The 19,953-nt window shown below is 68.9% G+C and carries 18 protein-coding genes, 1 tRNA gene and 1 pseudogene; 17 read left to right on the top strand and 3 right to left on the bottom strand.

Annotated features, from left to right (window positions below; all coding sequences use genetic code 11):
* The first annotated feature begins 58 nt into the window (after positions 1-58).
* From KA711_17010 to KA711_17060, 11 genes are all read left to right on the top strand, one after another.
* Positions 59-769 carry a tetratricopeptide repeat protein gene (locus KA711_17010; GenBank protein MCM0610667.1) on the top strand — a complete coding sequence of 237 codons (711 nt, stop codon included), beginning with the start codon at positions 59-61 and terminating at the stop codon, positions 767-769.
* A gap of 5 nt (positions 770-774) precedes the next feature.
* Complete coding sequence (bamB, locus tag KA711_17015; GenBank protein ID MCM0610668.1) at positions 775-1,881, top strand: outer membrane protein assembly factor BamB; 1,107 nt, start codon at positions 775-777, stop codon at positions 1,879-1,881.
* Positions 1,882-1,903: 22 nt separating this feature from the next.
* Entirely contained in the window at positions 1,904-3,253 is a 1,350-nt protein-coding gene (der, locus tag KA711_17020) for a ribosome biogenesis GTPase Der (GenBank protein MCM0610669.1), read from the top strand.
* Positions 3,254-3,331: 78 nt separating this feature from the next.
* On the top strand, positions 3,332-3,574 hold the full coding sequence (hfq, locus tag KA711_17025) for an RNA chaperone Hfq (GenBank protein ID MCM0610670.1): 243 nt from the start codon (positions 3,332-3,334) through the stop codon (positions 3,572-3,574).
* Positions 3,575-3,648: 74 nt separating this feature from the next.
* Complete coding sequence (hflX, locus tag KA711_17030; protein MCM0610671.1) at positions 3,649-4,803, top strand: GTPase HflX; 1,155 nt, start codon at positions 3,649-3,651, stop codon at positions 4,801-4,803.
* Positions 4,804-4,831: 28 nt separating this feature from the next.
* Positions 4,832-6,175: an FtsH protease activity modulator HflK gene (gene hflK, locus KA711_17035; GenBank protein MCM0610672.1), complete on the top strand. Its 1,344-nt coding sequence runs from the start codon at positions 4,832-4,834 to the stop codon at positions 6,173-6,175.
* A gap of 27 nt (positions 6,176-6,202) precedes the next feature.
* Complete coding sequence (hflC, locus tag KA711_17040; GenBank protein MCM0610673.1) at positions 6,203-7,078, top strand: protease modulator HflC; 876 nt, start codon at positions 6,203-6,205, stop codon at positions 7,076-7,078.
* 21 nt (positions 7,079-7,099) lie between these two features.
* Positions 7,100-7,285, top strand: coding sequence for a DUF2065 domain-containing protein (locus tag KA711_17045; GenBank protein MCM0610674.1), 186 nt, complete (start codon positions 7,100-7,102; stop codon positions 7,283-7,285).
* A 71-nt stretch (positions 7,286-7,356) separates the two neighbouring features.
* Positions 7,357-8,526: an ATP phosphoribosyltransferase regulatory subunit gene (locus tag KA711_17050; protein ID MCM0610675.1), complete on the top strand. Its 1,170-nt coding sequence runs from the start codon at positions 7,357-7,359 to the stop codon at positions 8,524-8,526.
* A gap of 37 nt (positions 8,527-8,563) precedes the next feature.
* A complete protein-coding gene (locus tag KA711_17055) occupies positions 8,564-9,904 on the top strand; it encodes an adenylosuccinate synthase (GenBank protein MCM0610676.1) in 1,341 nt (446 codons plus the stop codon).
* A 36-nt stretch (positions 9,905-9,940) separates the two neighbouring features.
* Complete coding sequence (locus KA711_17060; protein MCM0610677.1) at positions 9,941-10,462, top strand: phosphoribosyltransferase; 522 nt, start codon at positions 9,941-9,943, stop codon at positions 10,460-10,462.
* A 53-nt stretch (positions 10,463-10,515) separates the two neighbouring features.
* On the opposite strand, the gene KA711_17065 is transcribed toward KA711_17060, so the two are convergent.
* Positions 10,516-10,600 (bottom strand) — tRNA-Leu (locus KA711_17065).
* 71 nt (positions 10,601-10,671) lie between these two features.
* On the opposite strand from KA711_17065, the gene rnr reads away from it, so the two are divergent.
* Positions 10,672-12,921, top strand: coding sequence for a ribonuclease R (gene rnr, locus KA711_17070; GenBank protein MCM0610678.1), 2,250 nt, complete (start codon positions 10,672-10,674; stop codon positions 12,919-12,921).
* Between the two features lie 13 nt (positions 12,922-12,934).
* On the opposite strand, the gene KA711_17075 is transcribed toward rnr, so the two are convergent.
* Together KA711_17075 and KA711_17080 are read right to left on the bottom strand one after the other, a co-directional pair.
* Entirely contained in the window at positions 12,935-14,437 is a 1,503-nt protein-coding gene (locus KA711_17075) for an NAD(P)H-hydrate dehydratase (GenBank protein ID MCM0610679.1), read from the bottom strand.
* Between the two features lie 27 nt (positions 14,438-14,464).
* Positions 14,465-15,680 (bottom strand): annotated as a pseudogene (locus tag KA711_17080) (FAD-dependent oxidoreductase).
* 280 nt (positions 15,681-15,960) lie between these two features.
* On the opposite strand from KA711_17080, the gene rpsB reads away from it, so the two are divergent.
* The 5 genes from rpsB (at position 15,961) to uppS (ending at position 19,929) form a co-directional block, all read left to right on the top strand.
* Positions 15,961-16,704, top strand: coding sequence for a 30S ribosomal protein S2 (gene rpsB, locus KA711_17085; protein MCM0610680.1), 744 nt, complete (start codon positions 15,961-15,963; stop codon positions 16,702-16,704).
* 70 nt (positions 16,705-16,774) lie between these two features.
* Positions 16,775-17,665: an elongation factor Ts gene (locus KA711_17090; protein ID MCM0610681.1), complete on the top strand. Its 891-nt coding sequence runs from the start codon at positions 16,775-16,777 to the stop codon at positions 17,663-17,665.
* A 120-nt stretch (positions 17,666-17,785) separates the two neighbouring features.
* Positions 17,786-18,496 (top strand): UMP kinase, encoded by a 711-nt coding sequence (locus KA711_17095; GenBank protein ID MCM0610682.1) that lies wholly within the window; start codon positions 17,786-17,788, stop codon positions 18,494-18,496.
* 14 nt (positions 18,497-18,510) lie between these two features.
* Complete coding sequence (frr, locus tag KA711_17100) at positions 18,511-19,071, top strand: ribosome recycling factor (GenBank protein MCM0610683.1); 561 nt, start codon at positions 18,511-18,513, stop codon at positions 19,069-19,071.
* A gap of 108 nt (positions 19,072-19,179) precedes the next feature.
* Positions 19,180-19,929 carry a di-trans,poly-cis-decaprenylcistransferase gene (gene uppS, locus KA711_17105; GenBank protein ID MCM0610684.1) on the top strand — a complete coding sequence of 250 codons (750 nt, stop codon included), beginning with the start codon at positions 19,180-19,182 and terminating at the stop codon, positions 19,927-19,929.
* The last annotated feature ends 24 nt before the right edge of the window (positions 19,930-19,953 follow it).

Consider the following 19,953-nt stretch of genomic DNA (forward strand, 5'->3'; position numbering starts at 1 on the left):
AAGGCTCTGCCCACACGGCGGCGCGGTGCGCCCGGGGGCGTCCTTCCCGACACGCACGATGGCCACCAATCTCGACCTGCAGCAGCAGGAGCAACTCGAATCCTTCAAGGCGTTCTGGAAGTCCTACGGCAACCTGGTCACCTGGACGCTGATCCTCGCGCTCGGCGCCTTTGGCGGCTGGCGCTGGTGGGAGAACCGCCAGGCTCAACAGGGCCTGGAGGCCGGTGGCATGTACGAGGCCCTCGATCGGGCTGTTGCGGGGGCCGACCTGGAAAGGACCGCGCGCGTGCTCGCCGATCTGCAGCAGCGGTTCCCGAAGACCGCTTACGCCGCGCAGGGCGCGATGCTGGCAGCCAAACTGCAAGCCGAGAACGGACAGACCGATGCTGCCAAGGCCAGCCTGGGCTGGGTGCTCGCCAACGGAACCGATACCGACCTCAAGGCCATGGCGCGCCTTCGCCTCGCAGCGGTGCACGCCGAGGCCAAGGCTTACGATGAGGCGCTGAAGCTGCTCGCCGAACCCTTGCCTGCGCCGTTCGAGGCCCTGCGGGCCGACCGCCAAGGCGACCTCCTTCTGCTGCAGGGCCAGCAGGCCGAGGCCGTCCAGGCCTACCAGCGCGCGCAGGCCGCGATGAGCGACCAGGTCGACTATCGCCGCTTCATCGAGGCCAAGCTCGCGGCCCTCGGCGCGCCGGTGCGTGCCGCGGATGCTGGAGCCGAGGCTGCGAGCGCGCCGGCGAGTGCCGTTGCGCCAGGGGCGTCGAAGTGAGGGCGCTGCGCCGTTGGACGGCGTCGCTGTTGGCGCTGGCGATGCTCGCCGGCTGCGCGTCCGACAGGCCCGAACCCAAGCCGCTGGAGCCGCTCACGCCCAAGGTCACCGGCCGCCTGGTCTGGCAGGCCCACATCGGCCGTGTCGACTTCCCTCTCCTGCCGCTGGTGCGCGACGACCTCGTCGTCGTTGCCTCGACCTGGGGCGATGTGCAGGCCTTCAAGACCGAGACCGGCGAGCTGTGGTGGCGCTGGCCGGTTGGCGCGCCGCTGTCGGCCGGCGTCGGCCACGATGGTCGCTTCACGGCGGTCGTCACCCGCGACAACGAGGTCGTGACGCTCGATCAGGGCCGGGAAGTCTGGCGGGCGCGGGTGCCGGCCCGCGTGGTGACGCCGCCGCTGGTGGCCGGCGAGCGTGTGTTCGTGCTCAGTGTGGACCGCGCCGTGCACGCCTTTGATGCCGTGGATGGCCGGCGCCTGTGGGTGCTGCAGCGCCCCAGCGAACCGCTGACGTTGGCCCAGCCCAGCGTCATCGCGGCCCACCGCAACACGCTGCTGGTGGCGCAGGGGCCGCGCCTGGCCGGGATCGATCCCCTGCGCGGCACCGTGCAGTGGGAAGCGGCCATTGCCACGCCGCGCGGCAGCAACGAGGTCGAGCGCCTGGCCGATCTCGTCGGCCCCATGGTGCGCGTTGGCGACCGGGTCTGCATGCGCGCCTTCCAGAACGCTGTCGGCTGTGCCGACGCTGCACGCGGCAGCACGCTGTGGTCGCGCAACAGTGGCGGCATCACGGCGCTGGCCGGCGACGGGGAGCGCGTGTTCGGCGCCGACGCCAGCGACCGGGTCCATGCCTGGCGCGCGAGCAACGGCGACGCGCTCTGGAGCAACGAGAAATTCCTCCACCGCGGCCTGAGCGGCGGCGTTGCCGTCGGTCCGCTGGTGGTCTTCGGCGATCGCGAGGGCTACGTTCATTTCCTCTCTGTCGAGACCGGCGAGCCTCAGCTGCGCCTGGCCACGGATGGTCAGCCGATCATCGGCACGCCGGTGGTCTCGGGCCGGACGCTGATCGTCACCACGGCCGCAGGCGGCCTGTTCGCTTTCCGGCCCAACTGATGCGGCGCATGCGCTTTCGCCCATGAAGCCGGTCATCGCCATCGTCGGCCGCGCCAATGTCGGCAAGAGCACATTGTTCAACCGCATCACGAAAAGCCGAGATGCCATCGTGGCCGACCATGCCGGCCTCACGCGCGACCGCCACTACGGTGACGCACGCCTGGGGCCGCGCGAGTTCATCATCGTCGACACCGGTGGCTTCGAGCCCGACAAGCCCACGGGTGTGGTGGCCGAGATGGCCAAGCAGACCAAGCAGGCCGTGGCCGAGGCCGACCTGGTCATTTTCGTTGTCGACGTGCGCGCGGGCCTTTCGGCGCAGGACCACGACATCGCTCGGTTCCTGCGCCAGCAGCAAAAGCACGTGCTGCTCGCAGCCAACAAGGCGGAGGGCATGGTCGACGCGCCGCAGCTGGCCGAGTTTCATGAGCTCGGCATCGGCCCGCCGTTGCCGATCTCCTCGGCGCACGGGCAGGGGATCCGCAGCCTGCTCGAAACTGCGCTGGAACCCTTCCATCTGGGCGACGAGGCGGCGGACGAGGAGGCGAACGCCGACGAGTCCGATCGGCCCATTCGGCTGGCCGTGGCCGGCCGTCCCAACGTGGGCAAGAGCACGCTGATCAACGCCTGGCTGGGTGAGGAGCGCCTGGTGGCGTTCGACCAGCCCGGCACCACGCGCGACGCGATTCATGTGCCCTTCGAGAAGGACGGCCGGCGCTTCGATCTGATCGACACCGCGGGACTGCGGCGCAAGGGCAAGGTTTTCGAGGCGATCGAGAAGTTTTCGGTCGTCAAGACTCTGCAGGCGATCGCCGAAGCACATGTCGTGCTGCTGTTGGTCGACGCCACGCAAGGCGTGAGTGAACAGGATGCACACATCGCCGGTTACGTCCTGGAGTCCGGCCGGGCGGTGGTGATCGCGCTGAACAAGTGGGATGCCACCGACGCCTACCAACGGCAGCAGCTCGAGCGCAGCGTCGAGAGCCGGTTGGCCTTCCTGAAGTACGCGCCGGTGCTGCCCATTTCGGCCAAACGCCGGCAGGGTCTGGGTGCGGTCTGGAAGGCGCTGCTGCAGGCCAACGCCTCGGCCACGGTGAAGATGAGCACGCCGGTGCTCACGCGGCTGGTGCACGAGGCCGCCGAACACCAGGCACCGCGCCGCGAGGGCCGCTTTCGGCCCAAGATGCGTTACGCCCACCAGGGGGGCATGAACCCTCCGCGCGTCATCATCCACGGCACGGCACTTGAGCACGTCACCGACTCGTACAAGCGCTACCTCGAAGGCCGCTTGCGTGAACACTTCAAGCTCGTGGGCACACCGGTGCGCATCGAGCTGCGCTCGGCCAGCAACCCCTTCCTCGAACGCGGGCGTTGACGACTTCGCCGCCACTGCGTCTAGGGTCATGCCCTGTGGTAACGTGATCCACCGTTTCCCCCCAACACGGAACATATCGTGAGCAACAAAGGCCAACTCTTGCAGGATCCCTTTCTGAACCTGCTGCGCAAGGAGCACGTGCCGGTGTCGATCTATCTCGTCAACGGCATCAAGCTCCAGGGTCACATCGAGTCGTTCGATCAGTACGTGGTGCTGCTGCGCAACACCGTCACGCAGATGGTCTACAAGCACGCCATCTCCACCGTCGTGCCCAGCCGCGCGGTGAACTTCCATCCGAACGAGAGCGGCGAGCAGGCCTGAACGCAGCCTTGAACGAACTGCAGGACGCCGACGCCCCCGCCGTCGTCGAGACGCCCCCCGGCGTGACGCGGGCAGTGCTGGTGGGCGTCGATTTCGGACCCGGACACGTCTTCGAACACTCGCTCGACGAGTTGGCCATGCTGGCTGCGTCGGCTGGCGACGCGGCGGTTGCCCGTGTGACGGCGCGCCGCCGAGCGCCCGACCCGGCCCTTTTTGTAGGCAGTGGCAAGGCTGACGAGATCAAGGCGCTGGTGATCGCCACGGCGGCCCATGGCGTGATCTTCGACCAGGCGCTGAGCCCGGCGCAGCAGCGCAACCTGGAGCGCCATCTCGGCGTGCCGGTCGCAGACCGCACAGGCCTCATCCTCGACATCTTCGCCGCGCGTGCGCAAAGCCACGAGGGCAAGCTGCAGGTCGAACTGGCCCGTCTGCAGTACCAGGCCACGCGCTTGGTGCGGCGCTGGAGCCATCTCGAGCGCCAGCAGGGTGGCATCGGCACCCGCGGCGGCCCTGGCGAGGCGCAGATTGAACTCGACCGCCGCATGATCGGCGACCGAATCAAACAGGTCTCGGCCCGGCTTGAGAAGGTCAAGCGGCAACGCGGCACCCAGCGCAAGGCACGCGAGCGGCGCGGTACCTTTCGCATCTCGCTGGTGGGCTACACCAACGCCGGCAAGAGCACGCTGTTCAACGCCCTCGTCAAGGCGCGCAGCTACGCCGCAGACCAGCTGTTTGCTACGCTGGACACCACGACGCGCGCGTTGTGGCTCGGAGAGGCGCAGGCCCAGGTGTCGCTCTCCGATACGGTGGGCTTCATCCGCGACCTGCCGCACAAGCTGGTGGAGGCCTTCGAGGCCACGCTGCAAGAGGCTGCCCAATCCGATCTGTTGCTCCACGTGGTCGATGCCGCGAGTCCTGTGCTCGACGAGCAGCGCGCCGAGGTCGATCGCGTGTTGGCCGAGATCGGTGCTGCCGATGTGCCGCAGATCCTCGTCTTCAACAAGTCCGATCTGCTCGAGCAGACGCGCAGGCCGCTCCAGTTGGCCGACTGGGTCGAGTTGCACCCCGGCCAGAGGTGCGCTCGCGTCTTTGCGAGCGCGGTCACTGGAGCCGGCCTGCCTGAATTGCGGCAGGCCATCGCTGCACACGCTTTGGCCGAGCGCGGCGCGGCCGCTGACGGCCATGTCGCTGCTGCTGGCATCGCCGAGGCGCTATCGTCGTCCCCTTAAACCTCACCGAAACCCCGGACGCAGCCCCATGCGTGAATCCGCCAGCCCCTCCATTGAAGCCCCCTTTGGCCACCGGCTGCAAAGGGCGGCGCGCGCCTTTTCCGCCTGGGCGGGCGCGGCCATCACGCGCGGAGGCAGGCACGCGGGCTCGCGCAGCGAGGGCCCCGTCTTCAACAACCGCAACGACGGCCCGCCGGACCTTGACGAACTTTGGCGCGATTTCAATCGCAAGCTCTCGGGCCTGTTCGGCGGCAAGGGGGGCAGCGGTGGCCGTTCCAACCGGCCTGACGGCAGTGGCGGTGGGGGCGGGGGCGGGGGTTTCCAGCCCGACATGAAGAGTGCCGGTATCGGTGCGGGCCTGATCGGTGGCGTCGCGGCCCTCCTTTGGCTGGGCAGCGGCTTCTACATCGTGCAGGAAGGCCAGCAGGCGGTTGTCACCACTTTCGGCAAGTACGCGCAGACCAAGGACGCCGGCTTTCAGTGGCGCCTCCCTTACCCGATCCAGGCTCACGAGACGGTGGCGGTGTCGCAGCTGCAGTCGGTGGAAGTAGGCCGCAGTGCGGTGGTGGCGGCCACGGGGCTGCGCGACTCGTCGATGCTCACGCAGGACGAAAACATCGTCGACATCCGCTTCACCGTGCAATATCGCCGCACCGACGCGCGGGCTTATCTGTTTGAGAACAACCGCCCCGATGAGGCCGTGATCATGGCTGCCGAGACGGCGGTGCGCGAGATCGTTGGCAAGAGCCGCGTCGACCAGGTGCTGTACGAGCAGCGCGACGCCATCGCCGCCGACCTCGTTCGGTCGATCCAGGCGCAGCTCGACCGCCTCAAGGCCGGGATCACGATCGCCAACGTCAACATGCAGAGCGTGCAGGTGCCCGAGCAGGTGCAGGCCGCGTTCAACGACGCCGTCAAGGCAACCGCCGACCGCGACCGCTTCAAGAACGAAGGCCAGGCCTACGCCTCCGACGTAATCCCCAAGGCGCGCGGCACGGCCTCGAGACTGATGGAGGAAGCGGAGGGCTACCGAGCTCGCGTGGTGGCGCAGGCCGAGGGTGACGCGCAGCGATTTCGCTCGGTGCTGGCCGAGTACCAGAAGGCTCCAGCCGTCACGCGTGACCGTCTCTACATCGACACCATGCAGCAGGTCTACACCAACGTGAGCAAGGTGATGATCGACAGCCGTAGCGGCAGCAACCTGCTGTACCTGCCGTTGGACAAGCTGCTGCAACAGGCAGGCGTACCTGCGGCCATTGCCCCGGCGCCGGGGCCGGTGGCCACGCCAAGCAGCGTCGACCCAGCTGCGGCGCAGAGCGTCGACATCCGCTCACGCGCCGATGCCCGCTCTCGTGACCGTGAGGGCCGCTGAGGCCTGACCCAGGGATTGCGCCCCACCATGAACAAGATCGCCGCCACTCTGGCCATCCTCGCTGCGCTGCTGCTGGCAGCATCCAGCACCCTCTTCGTTGTCGACCAGCGCCAGGTCGGCGTGATCTATGCCCTTGGCGAGATCAAGGAGGTCATCACCGAACCGGGGCTGAACTTCAAGTTGCCGCCACCGTTCCAGAACGTCGTTTTCCTCGACCGCCGTGTGCAGACGCTGGACAGCCCGGAGACGCGCCCCATCTTCACGGCCGAGAAGAAGAGCCTGGTCGTCGACTGGCTCATCAAGTGGCGGATCGCCGAGCCGAGACAGTTCATCCGCAACAACGGTGTCGACTTCCGCAACCTGGAGGCGCGCCTGGCCCCGGTGGTGCAGGCTGCGTTCAACGAAGAAATCACGAAGCGCGACGTCAAGGGCGTCCTGGCCACCGAGCGTGACAAGGTCACGAATGATGTCAAGGGCCGCCTTGCGGACGATGCCAAGTCGTTCGGCATCGAGATCCTTGACGTGCGCATCAAGCGCGTGGACTTCGTCGCTGATATCACCGATGCGGTGTACCGCCGCATGCAGTCGGAGCGGCAGCAGGTGGCCAACGAGCTGCGCGCACAAGGCACCGCCGAAGGCGAGAAGATCCGTGCCGATGCCGATCGCCAGCGTGAGGTGATCGTCGCCGAGGCCTTCCGGGATGCGCAGAAGATCCGCGGCGAGGGTGACGCCAAGGCCTCGGCTCTGTACGCCGACGCCTTCGGACGCGACCCGCAGTTCGCGCAGTTCTACCGCAGCCTTGAGGCTTACCGCGCCACCTTCCGCAGCAAGAGCGACGTGATGGTGCTGGACCCGTCGTCGGAGTTCTTCCGCGCGATGCGCGGCAACACCCCGGCGCGCTGAGTGCGGGCCGGCTGACCGTCGATGGGCGAGGTGCTGATCGGCGCGATGGCGCTGGTTCTCATCGCGGAGGGACTGCTGCCCTTCCTGAGCCCGAGGCACTGGCGCGCCGTGTTCGAACGAGCCGTGCAGATGAGCGACGGCCAGATCCGGTTCATCGGGCTCCTGAGCCTGCTGGCCGGTCTGGCACTGCTGCTGGTCTGGGCCTGAGAGCAGACGTCGGGTGAGGTGGGGCGCCGAGTGCGGCGCCTACAATGCCTTTTTCAACGACGTCCCCGTCCATGCTCTCTGCCTGGCTGCTGCCCGAGCACATCGCCGACGTGTTGCCCGGGCCCGCGCGGCGCATCGAAGCCTTGCGCCGCGCGCTGCTCGACCGTGCAGGCGCCTACGGCTTCGAGCTCGTCATGCCGCCGCTGCTGGAGCACCTGGAGTCGCTGCTTTCAGGCACGGGTCGCGAACTCGACCTGCGCACCTTCAAGCTCGTCGACCAGGCCAGCGGTCGGTTGCTGGGGCTGCGTGCGGACACCACGCCGCAGGCGGCGCGCATCGATGCGCACCTGCTCAACCACGAGGGCGTCACGCGCCTGGCCTACTGCGGCCCCACGCTGCATACGCGCCCGGCAGGCTTGGCGGCAACGCGCGAGCCCTTGCAGTTCGGCGCCGAGATTTTTGGCCACGCGGGCCTGGAGGCTGATCTGGAGGCCGCCGAGCTGGCGCTGGACTGCATCACGGCGGCTGCGGTGGGCCCGCTTGCCATCGACTACGCCGACGCCCGCGTGCTGCGGGGCTTGCTGGCCGGCGTGGTGCTCGACGAGTCGCGCCTGCACGAGATCGCCCGCGCCCTGGCCAGCAAGGACGCCGCGGCGCTGGTGGCGCTGACTGACGGCGTGCCGGCCGAGTCGCGCGCGGCGCTGCGCGCCTTGCCGCGGCTCTTCGGCGGCGACGAGGTGCTGGCCGCCGCGCACGAGCAGCTGCCCGCCCGGCCCCTGGTGCGCGAGGCGCTCGAGCAGCTGCAGTGGCTGGGCAGCCACCTGCGCGCGGCCTTCCCGGGGCTGGGCCTGGGCTTCGACCTCTCGGACATGGGTGGCTACGCCTACTACTCGGGCGCACGCTTTGCGGTTTTCGGCCCTGGCGGCAGCGACGCGCTCGCGCGGGGCGGCCGCTATGACGAGGTGGGCGCCGTTTTCGGCCGCAACCGGCCGGCAGTGGGTTTCAGCCTCGACCTCAAGGCGCTGGCCGAACGTGCGGCACCGCTGCCCACGCAGCGCGCGATTCGCGCCCCCTGGGGCGAAGACGCCGAGCTGCGCGCTGCCGTGCGCCGCTTGCGCCAGGCTGGGGAGACGGTGCTGGCGGTGCTGCCGGGCCACGAGCCCGAGGCCGAGACCGTCGTCTGCGATCGCGAGTTGGTGCAAGTGGCCGGCCGCTGGGTGCTGCAGGCGGTGGCCGTCTGATGCACTCGAATCCACTCTCTCAAGGACTCATCCGAACATGCAACCGACCCTGAGACCCGGCGCTGGGCGCAACGTGGTTGTCGTCGGCACCCAGTGGGGCGACGAAGGCAAGGGCAAGATCGTCGACTGGATGACCGATCACGCCGAGGGCGTTGTGCGCTTCCAGGGCGGTCACAACGCCGGCCACACGCTGGTGATCAACGGCCGAAAGACGGCTCTGCAGCTCGTGCCTTCGGGTGTGATGCGTGAGGGCGTGGCCTGCTACATCGGCAACGGCGTGGTGGTCGATCCGGCGCACCTGCTGGCCGAGATTGCGCGCATCGAAGCGCTGGGCATCCTCGTGCGTTCGCGGTTGTTTCTGAGCGAGAGCTGCCCGCTGATCTTGCCGTTCCACGTGGCTGTGGACAAGGCCCGCGAGATGAAGCGCGAGGGCACCGCCGGCGGCAAGATCGGCACCACCGGCAAGGGCATCGGCCCGGCCTACGAGGACAAGGTCGCGCGGCGCGCGCTGCGCGTGCAGGACCTCAAGCACCCCGAGCGGCTGAAGGCCAAGCTCACCGAACTGCTCGAACTGCACAACGCCGAGCTGGTGCACGTGCTCGGCGCAGAGCCCCTGGCGCTGCAGCCCATGCTCGACGAGGTGCTCGCCGCCGCCCAGCAGCTCAGGCCGCTGATGGCCGACGTGGGCTACCGGCTCTTCAACGCCCACCTGGCGGGCCAGAACCTGCTGTTCGAGGGCGCCCAAGGCACGCTGCTCGACATCGACCACGGCACCTACCCCTTCGTCACCAGCAGCAATTGCGTGGCCGGCAACGCTGCGGCGGGCGCCGGCATCGGGCCGGGGCTGCTGCACTATGTGCTGGGCATCACCAAGGCCTACACCACGCGCGTGGGCGGCGGGCCGTTCCCCACCGAGCTCGACATCGAGGCCCCGGGCACCGTGGGCCACCACCTCAGCACGGTCGGGCAGGAGCGTGGCACTGTCACCGGCCGCGCGCGGCGCTGCGGTTGGCTGGATGCGGCTGCGCTCAAGCGAAGCATGATCATCAACGGCGTCTCGGGTCTTTGCATCACCAAGCTCGACGTGCTGGACGGCCTGCCCGAGATCCGCATCTGCACCGGCTACAGGCTGGGCGCGCGCTTGCTTGACGTGCTGCCTCTGGACGCCGACGAGATCGCGGCCTGCGAGCCCGTCTACGAGACCTTGCCCGGCTGGCGTGAAACCACCGCCGGCCTCACCAACTGGGAGCAGCTGCCGGCCAACGCCCGCCGCTATCTCGAGCGCATGCAGTCGCTGATCGGCGCGCCCATCGACATGGTGTCCACCGGGCCCGACCGCGTGCACACCGTGCTGCTGCGCCACCCGTTCCGCGCCTGATTCCCACCGATCACACCCACACGGAGACCGAGCCTCATGCTCACCGACGACGGCAAGCACCTGTACGTGTCCTGGGACGAGTACCACCAGCTGATCGAGCGTCTGGCGCTCAAGGTGGCGGCCTCGGGCTGGGAGTTCGACCAGATCTTGTGCCTGGCGCGCGGCGGCATGCGGCCGGGCGACGTGCTGTCGCGCGTGTTTGACAAGCCGCTGGCCATCATGAGCACCAGCAGCTATCGCGCCGAGGCCGGCACCATCCAGGGCCGGCTCGACATGGCCAAGTACATCACCATGCCCAAGGGCGAGTTGGCTGGGCGCGTGTTGCTGGTGGACGACCTGGCCGACACCGGTGTGACGCTGCGCGCCGTGGTCGACCGACTGCGCGGCATGCCCGCGATCAGCGAGCTGCGCGCCGCTGTCATCTGGGTCAAGGGCGTCTCAAGCTACACACCGGACTACTACTGCGACGTGCTGCCCACCAGCCCCTGGATCCACCAGCCCTTCGAGGACTATGACAACCTCCGCCCCGACGGCCTGGCGAAGAAGTTCCAGGTCTGAAAAACCAAAGGCCGCTTGCAGCGGCAAGCGGCCTTCGGCTCTGTGGTCTGGTCTGGTGCCCAGGAGAGGACTCGAACCTCCACGCCGTTAAGCGCTAGTACCTGAAACTAGTGCGTCTACCAATTCCGCCACCTGGGCTTTCAGGAGCCCAAGACTATAGCAAACATTTGAGCAACAGAACAAGTGCGTTGGCCTCCGGCGCTGGACTGATGGGCGATGTCGAAGGCACCGTCGAGGGCCACCGCGACGGCCACGGCTTCGTCTGGCCCGACCATGGCGAAACGCCGATCTTCCTGGCCCCGCAGGAGATGCGCAGCGTGCTGCACCGCGACCGCGTGCGGGTGCGTGTTCTGCGCTTCGACCGCAAGGGCCGCCCCGAGGGCCGCGTGATCGACATCCTCGACCGCCGCAAGGCGCCCATCATCGGCCGGCTGCTGCACGAGGGCGGACACTGGATCGTCGCGCCCGAGGACAGCCGTTACGGCCAGGACATCCTGATCCCCAAGAACGCCACCGCCAGCGCCGCGGTGGGGCAGGTGGTGTCGGTGGAGCTCACCGAGCCGCCCTCGCTGCACTCGCAGCCGGTGGGCCGTGTGGCCGAGGTGCTCGGCGAGATCGACGACGCCGGCATGGAGATCGAGATCGCGGTGCGCAAGTACGAGGTGCCGCACCTCTTCACGCCCGAAACGCTGGCGCAGGCCGCGGCGCTGCCCGACAAGCTGCGCGCCACCGACCGCAGGCACCGCATCGACCTGCGCGATGTGGCTTTGGTCACCATCGACGGCGAGGACGCGCGTGACTTCGACGATGCCGTCTACGCTGAGCCCTACAAGGCAGGCCGCGGCAAGAGCGCGGTCGAGGGCTGGCGGCTGCTGGTGGCGATTGCCGACGTCAGCCACTACGTCAAGCCCGGCGAGCCGCTGGACGAAGACGCGTACGAGCGCGCCACGTCTGTCTACTTCCCGCGCCGGGTGATCCCGATGCTGCCCGAGAAGCTGAGCAACGGCTTGTGTTCGCTGAAATCCGACGTCGAGCGCCTGGCGATGGTGTGCGACATGGTCGTCACCACCGACGGCAAGGTGCACGCGTACCAGTTCTACCCGGCGGTGATCGAGTCGCACGCGAGGCTCACCTACACCGAGGTCGCGGCGGTGCTGGCCAACACCCGCGGCCCCGAGGCCGCCAAGCGCGCCGAGCTCGTGCCGAAGCTTTTGCACCTGCACGAGGTGTACCGCGCGCTGCTGAAGCAGCGAGCCACCCGCGGCGCGATGGAGTTCGAGAGCACCGAGACGCAGATCGTCTGCGACGAGCAGGGCCGCATCGAGAAGATCGTTCCGCGAACGCGCACCGACGCGCACCGGCTCATCGAGGAGGCCATGCTCGCGGCCAACGTCTGCGCAGCCGAGTACATCGCCGGTGCCGAGCACCCTTGCCTGTACCGTGTGCACGAGGGCCCGACGCCCGAGAAGCGCCAGGCGCTGCAGGCGCAGCTCAAGTCGCTGGGCGTGGCGGCCGTGCTGTCCGAGCAGCCCAGGCCGGCCGAGATGGCCGCCATCGCCGCGGCGGTACAGGGTCGGCCCGACGCGCTGCAGATCCACACGCTGCTGCTGCGCTCAATGCAGCAGGCCATCTACACGGCCTCGAACAACGGCCACTTCGGCCTGGCCTATGGCGCCTACACGCACTTCACAAGCCCGATCCGCCGCTATCCCGACCTGTTGGTGCACCGCGTGATCAAGGCCATCCTGTCGGCCAAGCGCTACCACCTGGCAGGCAGCGCCAAGACGCGCAAGCCCGAGGCGCGCCGCAGCAAGCCGCCGCGCTCCGTGGCCAAGCCGATGAGCCGCGACCTGGAGCTCTGGGAGGCTGCCGGCGGCCACTGCAGCGCCAACGAACGCCGTGCCGACGAGGCCAGCCGTGACGTCGAGGCCTGGCTCAAGTGCCGCTACATGCGAGAGCACCTGGGCGAGGAGTTCGCCGGCACTGTGAGCGGCGTCGCGGGCTTCGGCCTCTTCGTGACGCTCGATTCCCTGTACGTCGAGGGCTTGGTGCACATCACCGAACTCGGCGGCGAGTACTACCGCTTTGACGAGGCGCGCCAGGAGCTCCGCGGCGAGCGCACCGGCGTCCGCTACACGATGGGCACGCGGGTGCGCGTGCAGGTCAGCCGTGTCGACCTCGACGGTCGCAAGATCGACTTCCGCATGGTGCGCGACGGCGAGGGCGAGCGGCAGCTGCAACGGGGCAAGGGCGCGGCGGCCGAGCGCGCCCCGGGCGAGAAGCTGGACAGCGCAGCGGCCGAGCTGGCCGCGGTGAAGCAGGCCGATCGTTTGGCCCGGGGCGCAGCCAAGGCCGTACAGACGCTTCGCGGCGCAGCAGCGGCCGTTGCCGGGCGGCCGGCGCGCTCGCGCAAGCCCGGACCGCAGCGGGCGTCGCCAAAGGCGCGGTCGCGGCGCTGAGGCGCGCGGGCTGTCAGCGCGAGTCGAGCAGGTGTTCGATGAGCGCGGCGGCGCGCAGCGGCCGCCCGGGGTGCGCGGCCGCGTAGGCATCGGCCGCGGCGCCGTGGCACCAGGCGGCTTGCGCGCCCACCGTCGAAGCTCCGGTGTCGGGTGCACTGCTCCAGCAGCCGCCTGCCCAGCCGGACAACACATCGCCTGTGCCGGCGGTGGCCAGTGCGGCGTTGCCGGTGGGGTTGACGACCAGCCGCCCGCCCGGTGATGTGATCACGCTGCCCGAGCCCTTGAGCAGCACCGCGGCGCCAGTCTCAGCAGCCAGCGCGCGTGCCGCGCCGAACCGGTTGCGCTGCACGGAGGCGGTGTCGCTGCCCAGCAAGCGGGCGGCCTCGAGCGGGTGCGGCGTCAGCAGCGTCGGGCGGCCCCGCTTGGCGCGGGCGAACAGCGCCTGCCGCAGCGCGGGCTCGGTGGCCACGGCGTTCAGCGCGTCGGCGTCAAGCACCAGCCGTGCGGCGTGTGCCAGCAGGGCAGGCAAGGGCGCCGCGATGCGGTCGCCGCCGCCGCAGCCGGCAACCACGGTGGTATCGCGCAGGGCCTGCGGCTGGGTCGCCGCGTCGAGCCCGCGGCGCATCAACTCCGGCCGCATCATGGGCACTCCCTCGGTGTCGAGCAGCGTCACGAACACGCGGCCGGCACCGGCGGCCAGAGCCGCTTCGGCGGCGAGCGTGGCAGCCCCCGTCATGCCGGGGCCGCCGCCGACAATGACCACGTCGCCATAGCGCCCCTTGTGGCTGGCGTGCAGGCGCGCAGGCGGCTGCGGCGCGCCGGCCAGCCAGGCGCTGCCGTCTCCGGGTGGGTGGCCGAGGTCGGCCAGCCAGACCGTGCCCGCATGGTCGCGACCCTGGTGGGTGAAGCAACCCGGTCGCAGCGATAACGCGCACAGTGTGGCCGTCGCCACAATGGCCTGGTCTCCGAGCAGGGTGCCGGTGTCGGGGTGCAGGCCGCTGGGCAGGTCGACGGCGAGCACCGGCGCGGGGCTCGCCCGCGCCGCCGCGATGGCATGCGCGATCTCGCCCTGTGGCGCGTGCTGACTGCCCAGGCCGAGCAAGGCATCGATCACGAGGTCGACAGGCGGCAACCGAACCGGGCAGGGTGTAGGCTCAAGGCCGACCTGCCGGGCCGCCGCCAACGCGGCGGCGGTGTCGACAGACGGCGCCCGGGCTGACTGGGCACGGTGCACCTGCACCGTCCAGCCCGCGGCGTGCAGGTGGCGCGCGGCCACAAGGCCATCACCGCCGTTGTCCCCCGGCCCGCAAAGCACGGCCACGCGGCGCCCGTATGGGGCCAACGCCAGTGCCAAGCGCGCCACGGCCAGCCCCGCGCGCGCCATCAGCGTGCCGGCCGGGTGCCCGGCGCGCGCAAAGGCCTCGTGCTCGCGGGCCGCCGCGGCATCCAGCAGCGGCCAGTGGCGGAAGACACCAACGCGCGCCAGCGTGCCCGTGTCGGGGGATTCCGCGTTCATGCTGGCATTGTGCGGCCGCCCGTGCTCCTACCGAAGGCGCGCGGCGGACAGCGGAACAAGCGCCTCGTCCGGGGCTTGACCGGCCAACTGCGCCACGATCAGCCGCGCGCTGCCGCAAGCCAGTGTCCAGCCATGCCCGCCGTGTCCGACATTGAGCCAGACACCCGGCAGGCGGCTGGCACCAATCGCCGGCATGCCGTCGGGCAGCACCGGCCGCGGGCCGCGCCAGTGCACGGCCTCACGCATGATGGCGCTGCCCGGGAACCAATCGCCGAGCGTGCGGTAAAGCGCGCGCAGCGTGTGCAGGGGTGGTGGCGTGGTGGCCATGCCGCCCAGCGTGTGACCGCCGCTGACTACGCACGCGCTGGCCCAGCCGCGAAATCACCGTGCCGCTGGTGGCGTCAATGACGCCCGCGCGCGGTGCTTGCGGCAACTGACCGTCAACATGGTTCACAGGTGCCGTCACCGACACGCCCCAGAGTGCGCGCAGCGGCAAGGTCAGCCCGGCGCTGGCCAGCAACGAAGCGGCGTCGACACCGGCGCACACCACCACTGAGTCGGCGACGACCGTGCTGCCGTCGGCCAGCACCAACGTCACTGGTGCCCCTGGCCGCAGCGTGTTGACAGCGGTGTCGAAGCGAAAGTGCGCCCCCTTCAGCACGGCCAGGGCCTTGAGGCGGTGCGCGAACTGACGACCGTTGCCCACGGCGTCCTGAGGCAGGTGGATCGCCGCGCGCAGCGGTTGTGCCGGGTTCAGTGCCGGCTCGATCTGGCGGGCGCGCTCGGCGTCCACCAGATCAAAAGCCACTCCGAGCTCTGCCATGCGCCTGAGCGTGGCACGGTGGGCGCGCAGCTGGCGCTCATGTCGCAGCAGCACGAGCACGCCGTCGGCCTGTTCGAAGTCGAGGTCGATCGAGCGCGTCAGGTCCAGCATGCGTTGCCGGCTGGCCAGCGCCAGTCGCTGCAAGGCCAGGCGGTGCGACACGAGCAGGCGCTCGCGGTGAGCAGCGATCGCCCGACCCAGCCAGGCCCAGCGCGTGGGCGTGGCCAGGCCCAAGCGCCACGGCGAGCAGCCGCCCAACGGCTCCACCCAAGCGGGTGCGATGACGCCAGCTTGCGCGAAGCTGGCTTCGGCGGCGACGCTGCTGCGGCGCTCGAACACCTCGACCTGGTGCCCGGCGGCGGACAGTTCGTAGGCGGTGGTGACGCCGACCAGGCCGGCGCCGATGACGGCTACGCGCATGGCCCAGGATCTCGTGTGGCAGGAGAGCTGCTGCAATCCTCGATGCCAGCATCCGGCGTTGCGCTGCGTGCTAAACTAGTCAGGTTTTGCCTCGACGCATGTTTCGTCCGGGGCGGATCAACGGGATCGTCGCTGCTGCATGGCAATCGCCATGCGGCCGATCCCGAAATCGCGAACCCGTCCGAACCAAGGTGTTGTGGGGAGCGCAACAGGCTGCAAGGTCTGTGGCAGCACGTCACGATGACAGGACGGGATTCTAGAACCAACCTTCGGAGTTCCCATGTCTGTCTCCATGCGTGAAATGCTGGAAGCGGGTGTCCATTTCGGACACCAGACGCGCTTCTGGAATCCCAGGATGGCACCGTACATCTACGGCCATCGCAACAAGATCCACATCATCAACCTCGAGAAGACGCAGCCGCTCTTCGAAGAGGCGATGAAGTTCATTCGCCAGCTCAGCGCCCGCCGCGGCACCATCTTGATGATCGGCACCAAGCGCCAGGCGCGCGATGTGATCGCGCTGGAAGCCCAGCGCTGCGGCATGCCCTATGTCGACCAGCGTTGGCTTGGCGGCATGATGACCAACTTCAAGACGGTCAAGGGCTCCCTGAAGAAGCTCAAGGACATGCAGGCCACCAAGGAGGGTGGCATCGAGCAGATGATCAAGAAGGAAGCCCTGCTGTTCGACCGCGAGCTCGTCAAGCTCGAAAAGGACATCGGCGGCATCCAGGACATGGGCGCGCTGCCCGATGCGATGTTCGTCATCGACGTCGGCTATCACAAGATCGCCGTGGCCGAGGCCAAGAAGCTGGGCATCCCGGTCATCGGCATTGTCGACACCAACCACTCGCCGCAGGGCATCGACTACGTGATCCCCGGCAACGACGACTCCGCCAAGGCCGTGGCCCTGTACGCCCGGGCCGTCGCCGATGCCGTGCTCGAGGGCAAGGCCAACGCCACGGCCGACGTCGTGCAGGCGGCTTCGGGCGGCGATGAGTTCGTCGAGGTCCGCGAAGAGGCCTGATTCGCCTGACCGGCCCCGCGGCGGGCGCACCACGCCCGCCGCTTGCGTTTTCACTTCCTGGAGAGATTCAATGCCCGCGATCACCGCCAGCATGGTGGCCGAACTGCGCGCCAAGACCGACGCGCCGATGATGGAGTGCAAGAAGGCGCTCACCGAAGCCGATGGCGACCTCGGCCGCGCCGAGGAGATCCTGCGCGTCAAGCTCGGCAACAAAGCCAGCAAGGCCTCGGCGCGCATCACCGCCGAGGGCGTGATTGCCACGTCGATGGCCGGCGACACCGGAGCCATCGTCGAGATCAACTGCGAGACGGACTTCGTCAGCAAGAACGATTCCTTCCTGGCCTTCGCCAGGAGCGTGGCCGAGCTGGTGGCCCGGCACGCGCCGGCCGACGTGGCGGCGCTTTCGGCACTTTCCTTGACGCAGGACGGCTTCGGCCCGACGGTGGAAGACGTTCGCAAGGGCCTGATCGGCAAGATCGGCGAAAACATGTCGATCCGCCGCTTCAAGCGCTATGCCGCTGGCGGACTGCTCGCCAGCTACCTCCACGGCACACGCATCGGCGTCGTGGTGGAGTTCACCGGCGAGGAGGCCGCGGCCAAGGACGTGGCCATGCATGTCGCCGCCATGAAGCCCAAGGCGCTGTCCACCGCCGACGTGCCGTCCGACTTGATCGAGGTCGAGCGTCGCATCGCTGCCGAGAAGGCTGCCGAGAGCGGCAAGCCGGCCGAGATCATCGCCAAGATGGTGGAGGGCTCGGTGCAGAAGTTCCTCAAGGAGGTTTCGCTGCTCAACCAGCCTTTCGTCAAAAACGACAGGCAGACCGTCGAACAGATGCTCAAGGACAAGGCCACCAAGGTCGCCGGCTTCACGCTGTATGTGGTGGGCGAGGGCATCGAGAAGAAGGTCGACGACTTCGCCGCCGAAGTGGCGGCGCAGGTCGCGGCGGCCAAGGGTCAATAGGCTCGTTCTCCGGTCTGGACCTGCGGGTTTCGCCGGGGGCCATCCCCCGGCGGAGCAGGCGGGCCGCGAGGCCCCGCCCCTTACACTCCACCCCAACCCGAAGCTCCGTCGACAAGCCGAATGCCGGCCTACCAGCGCATCCTTCTCAAGCTCTCCGGCGAAGCCCTGATGGGTGACGACGCTTACGGCATCAACCGCGCGACGATCGTGCGCATGGTGCAAGAGGTCAAGGGCATCACCGACCTCGGAGTGCAGGTGGCAGTCGTCATCGGCGGCGGCAACATCTTCCGCGGCGTGGCCGGCGGCTCGGTGGGCATGGACCGCGCCACCGCCGACTACATGGGCATGCTTGCGACGGTGATGAACGCGCTGGCACTGGCCGACACGATGAGGCAGGAAGGCATCACCGCGCGCGTGATGTCGGCCATCAGCATCGAGCAGGTCGTCGAGCCCTACGTGCGGCCGAAGGCCTTGCAGTACCTCGAGGAGGGCAAAGTCGTCGTGTTCGCCGCCGGGACCGGCAACCCCTTCTTCACCACCGACACGGCCGCGGCGCTGCGGGGCGCCGAGATGGGCGTCGAGGTTGTGCTGAAGGCCACCAAGGTCGACGGCGTCTACTCCGCCGACCCCAAGAAGGACCCGACGGCCACGCTGTACTCGCGCATCAGTTTCGACGAGGCGATCGCGAGGAACCTGCAGGTCATGGACGCCACGGCCTTCGCGTTGTGCCGTGACCAGAAGCTCCCGATCAAGGTGTTCTCGATCGTCAAGCCTGGCGCCCTGCAGCGCGTGGTGCGCGGCGAGGACGAGGGCACGCTGGTGCACGTCTGACGAGGATTCCGCACATGACGCCCGCCGACATCAAGAAGACCGCCGACACGAAGATGGCCAAGTCCATCGAGGCCTTCAAGAACGAAATGCACAAGATCCGCACCGGACGCGCCCATCCCGGTTTGCTCGACCAGGTGCACGTCGACTACTACGGATCGATGGTGCCCATCAGCCAGGTGGCCAACGTGTCGCTGCTCGATGCGCGCACGATCAGCGTGCAACCTTGGGAGAAGGGGCTGGGCGCCAAGATCGAGAAGGCCATCCGCGAGAGCGACCTCGGCCTGAATCCCAGTGCCCAGGGCGACCTGCTGCGGGTGCCGATGCCGGCCCTCACCGAGGAGCGCCGCAGGGAGCTGACGAAGGTTGTGCGCCATGCCGGCGAAGAGGCCAAGATTGCCGTGCGCAGCGTGCGCCGTGAGGCCAACGAGCACCTGAAGAAGCTGCTCAAGGACAAGGCCGTGTCCGAGGACGACGAGCGGCGGGCGCAGGACGAGGTGCAGCGCTTGACCGACGGCACGATCTCGCAGATCGACAAGCTGGTGCAGGGTAAGGAAGCCGAGGTCATGGCGGTCTGACATGAGCCTCCAAGCTCGATGCCGCTCGCGCCCCCCCCGAGGGGCCGCCGCCCGACGGCCCGGCCACGCCGGCTCCGCGGTCGGGGCTTGAGGCCGGCCCGCGTCGACATGACGAATCTCTCGCAGCCCGGCGCGGCTCTGGGCACGTTGCCGCGCCACGTGGCCGTCGTCATGGACGGCAACGGGCGCTGGGCGCGCAAGCGCTACATGCCGCGCTTCTTCGGCCATAAGCAGGGTGTCGATGCGCTCGTCCGCGCGGTCAACACCTTCGCCGACCGCGGCGTGCAGTACCTCACCGTGTTCGCCTTCAGCTCCGAGAACTGGAAGCGGCCCACCGAGGAGGTCTCGGGCCTGATGAGCCTGGTGCTGGTGGCGGTGTCGAAGTACCTCACCAGGATGCACCGCGACGGCGTGCGCATCCGCATCGTCGGCGACCGCGCGGCCGTCTCCGACAAGTTGCGCCAGGCCTGGGAGCAGGCCGAGTCTCTGACCGAGCACAACACGCGCATCACGCTGGCGGTGGCCTTCAACTACGGCGGTCGATGGGATGTGGTCCAGGCCTGCCGAAAGGCCATCGCCCATGACCTGCCGCCCGAGCGGCTTGACGAGGCCTGGTTGTCGCGGCACATGGCGCTGAGCTTCGCGCCCGATCCGGACCTGTTCATCCGCACGGGTGGCGAGATGCGCATGAGCAACTTCCTGCTCTGGCAGGCCGCGTACTCGGAGCTTTTCTTCACGGACTGTCTCTGGCCCGACTTCGGCGAAGCCGAGATCGATGCCGCGCTGGCCGCCTATGCCCAGCGTGACCGCCGCTACGGCGGCATTCAGCTGCCGTCGGTGGCGTTGCCAGGCGCTTGAGCGCCGGTGCCGATGCGAGCGCGC

This window comes from Ideonella sp. WA131b (assembly GCA_023657425.1).
Lineage (GTDB): Bacteria > Pseudomonadota > Gammaproteobacteria > Burkholderiales > Burkholderiaceae_C > Rubrivivax.

Coding starts and splice junctions, on each gene's coding strand:
- KA711_17010 (MCM0610667.1), top strand. CDS start 59: ATGGCCACCAATCTCGACCTGCAGCAGCAGGAGCAACTCGAATCCTTC.
- der (MCM0610669.1), top strand. CDS start 1,904: ATGAAGCCGGTCATCGCCATCGTCGGCCGCGCCAATGTCGGCAAGAGC.
- hflK (MCM0610672.1), top strand. CDS start 4,832: ATGCGTGAATCCGCCAGCCCCTCCATTGAAGCCCCCTTTGGCCACCGG.
- hflC (MCM0610673.1), top strand. CDS start 6,203: ATGAACAAGATCGCCGCCACTCTGGCCATCCTCGCTGCGCTGCTGCTG.
- KA711_17045 (MCM0610674.1), top strand. CDS start 7,100: ATGGGCGAGGTGCTGATCGGCGCGATGGCGCTGGTTCTCATCGCGGAG.
- KA711_17050 (MCM0610675.1), top strand. CDS start 7,357: ATGCTCTCTGCCTGGCTGCTGCCCGAGCACATCGCCGACGTGTTGCCC.
- KA711_17055 (MCM0610676.1), top strand. CDS start 8,564: ATGCAACCGACCCTGAGACCCGGCGCTGGGCGCAACGTGGTTGTCGTC.
- KA711_17060 (MCM0610677.1), top strand. CDS start 9,941: ATGCTCACCGACGACGGCAAGCACCTGTACGTGTCCTGGGACGAGTAC.
- rnr (MCM0610678.1), top strand. CDS start 10,672: ATGGGCGATGTCGAAGGCACCGTCGAGGGCCACCGCGACGGCCACGGC.
- KA711_17075 (MCM0610679.1), bottom strand. CDS start 14,437: ATGAACGCGGAATCCCCCGACACGGGCACGCTGGCGCGCGTTGGTGTC.
- rpsB (MCM0610680.1), top strand. CDS start 15,961: ATGTCTGTCTCCATGCGTGAAATGCTGGAAGCGGGTGTCCATTTCGGA.
- KA711_17090 (MCM0610681.1), top strand. CDS start 16,775: ATGCCCGCGATCACCGCCAGCATGGTGGCCGAACTGCGCGCCAAGACC.
- KA711_17095 (MCM0610682.1), top strand. CDS start 17,786: ATGCCGGCCTACCAGCGCATCCTTCTCAAGCTCTCCGGCGAAGCCCTG.
- frr (MCM0610683.1), top strand. CDS start 18,511: ATGACGCCCGCCGACATCAAGAAGACCGCCGACACGAAGATGGCCAAG.
- uppS (MCM0610684.1), top strand. CDS start 19,180: ATGACGAATCTCTCGCAGCCCGGCGCGGCTCTGGGCACGTTGCCGCGC.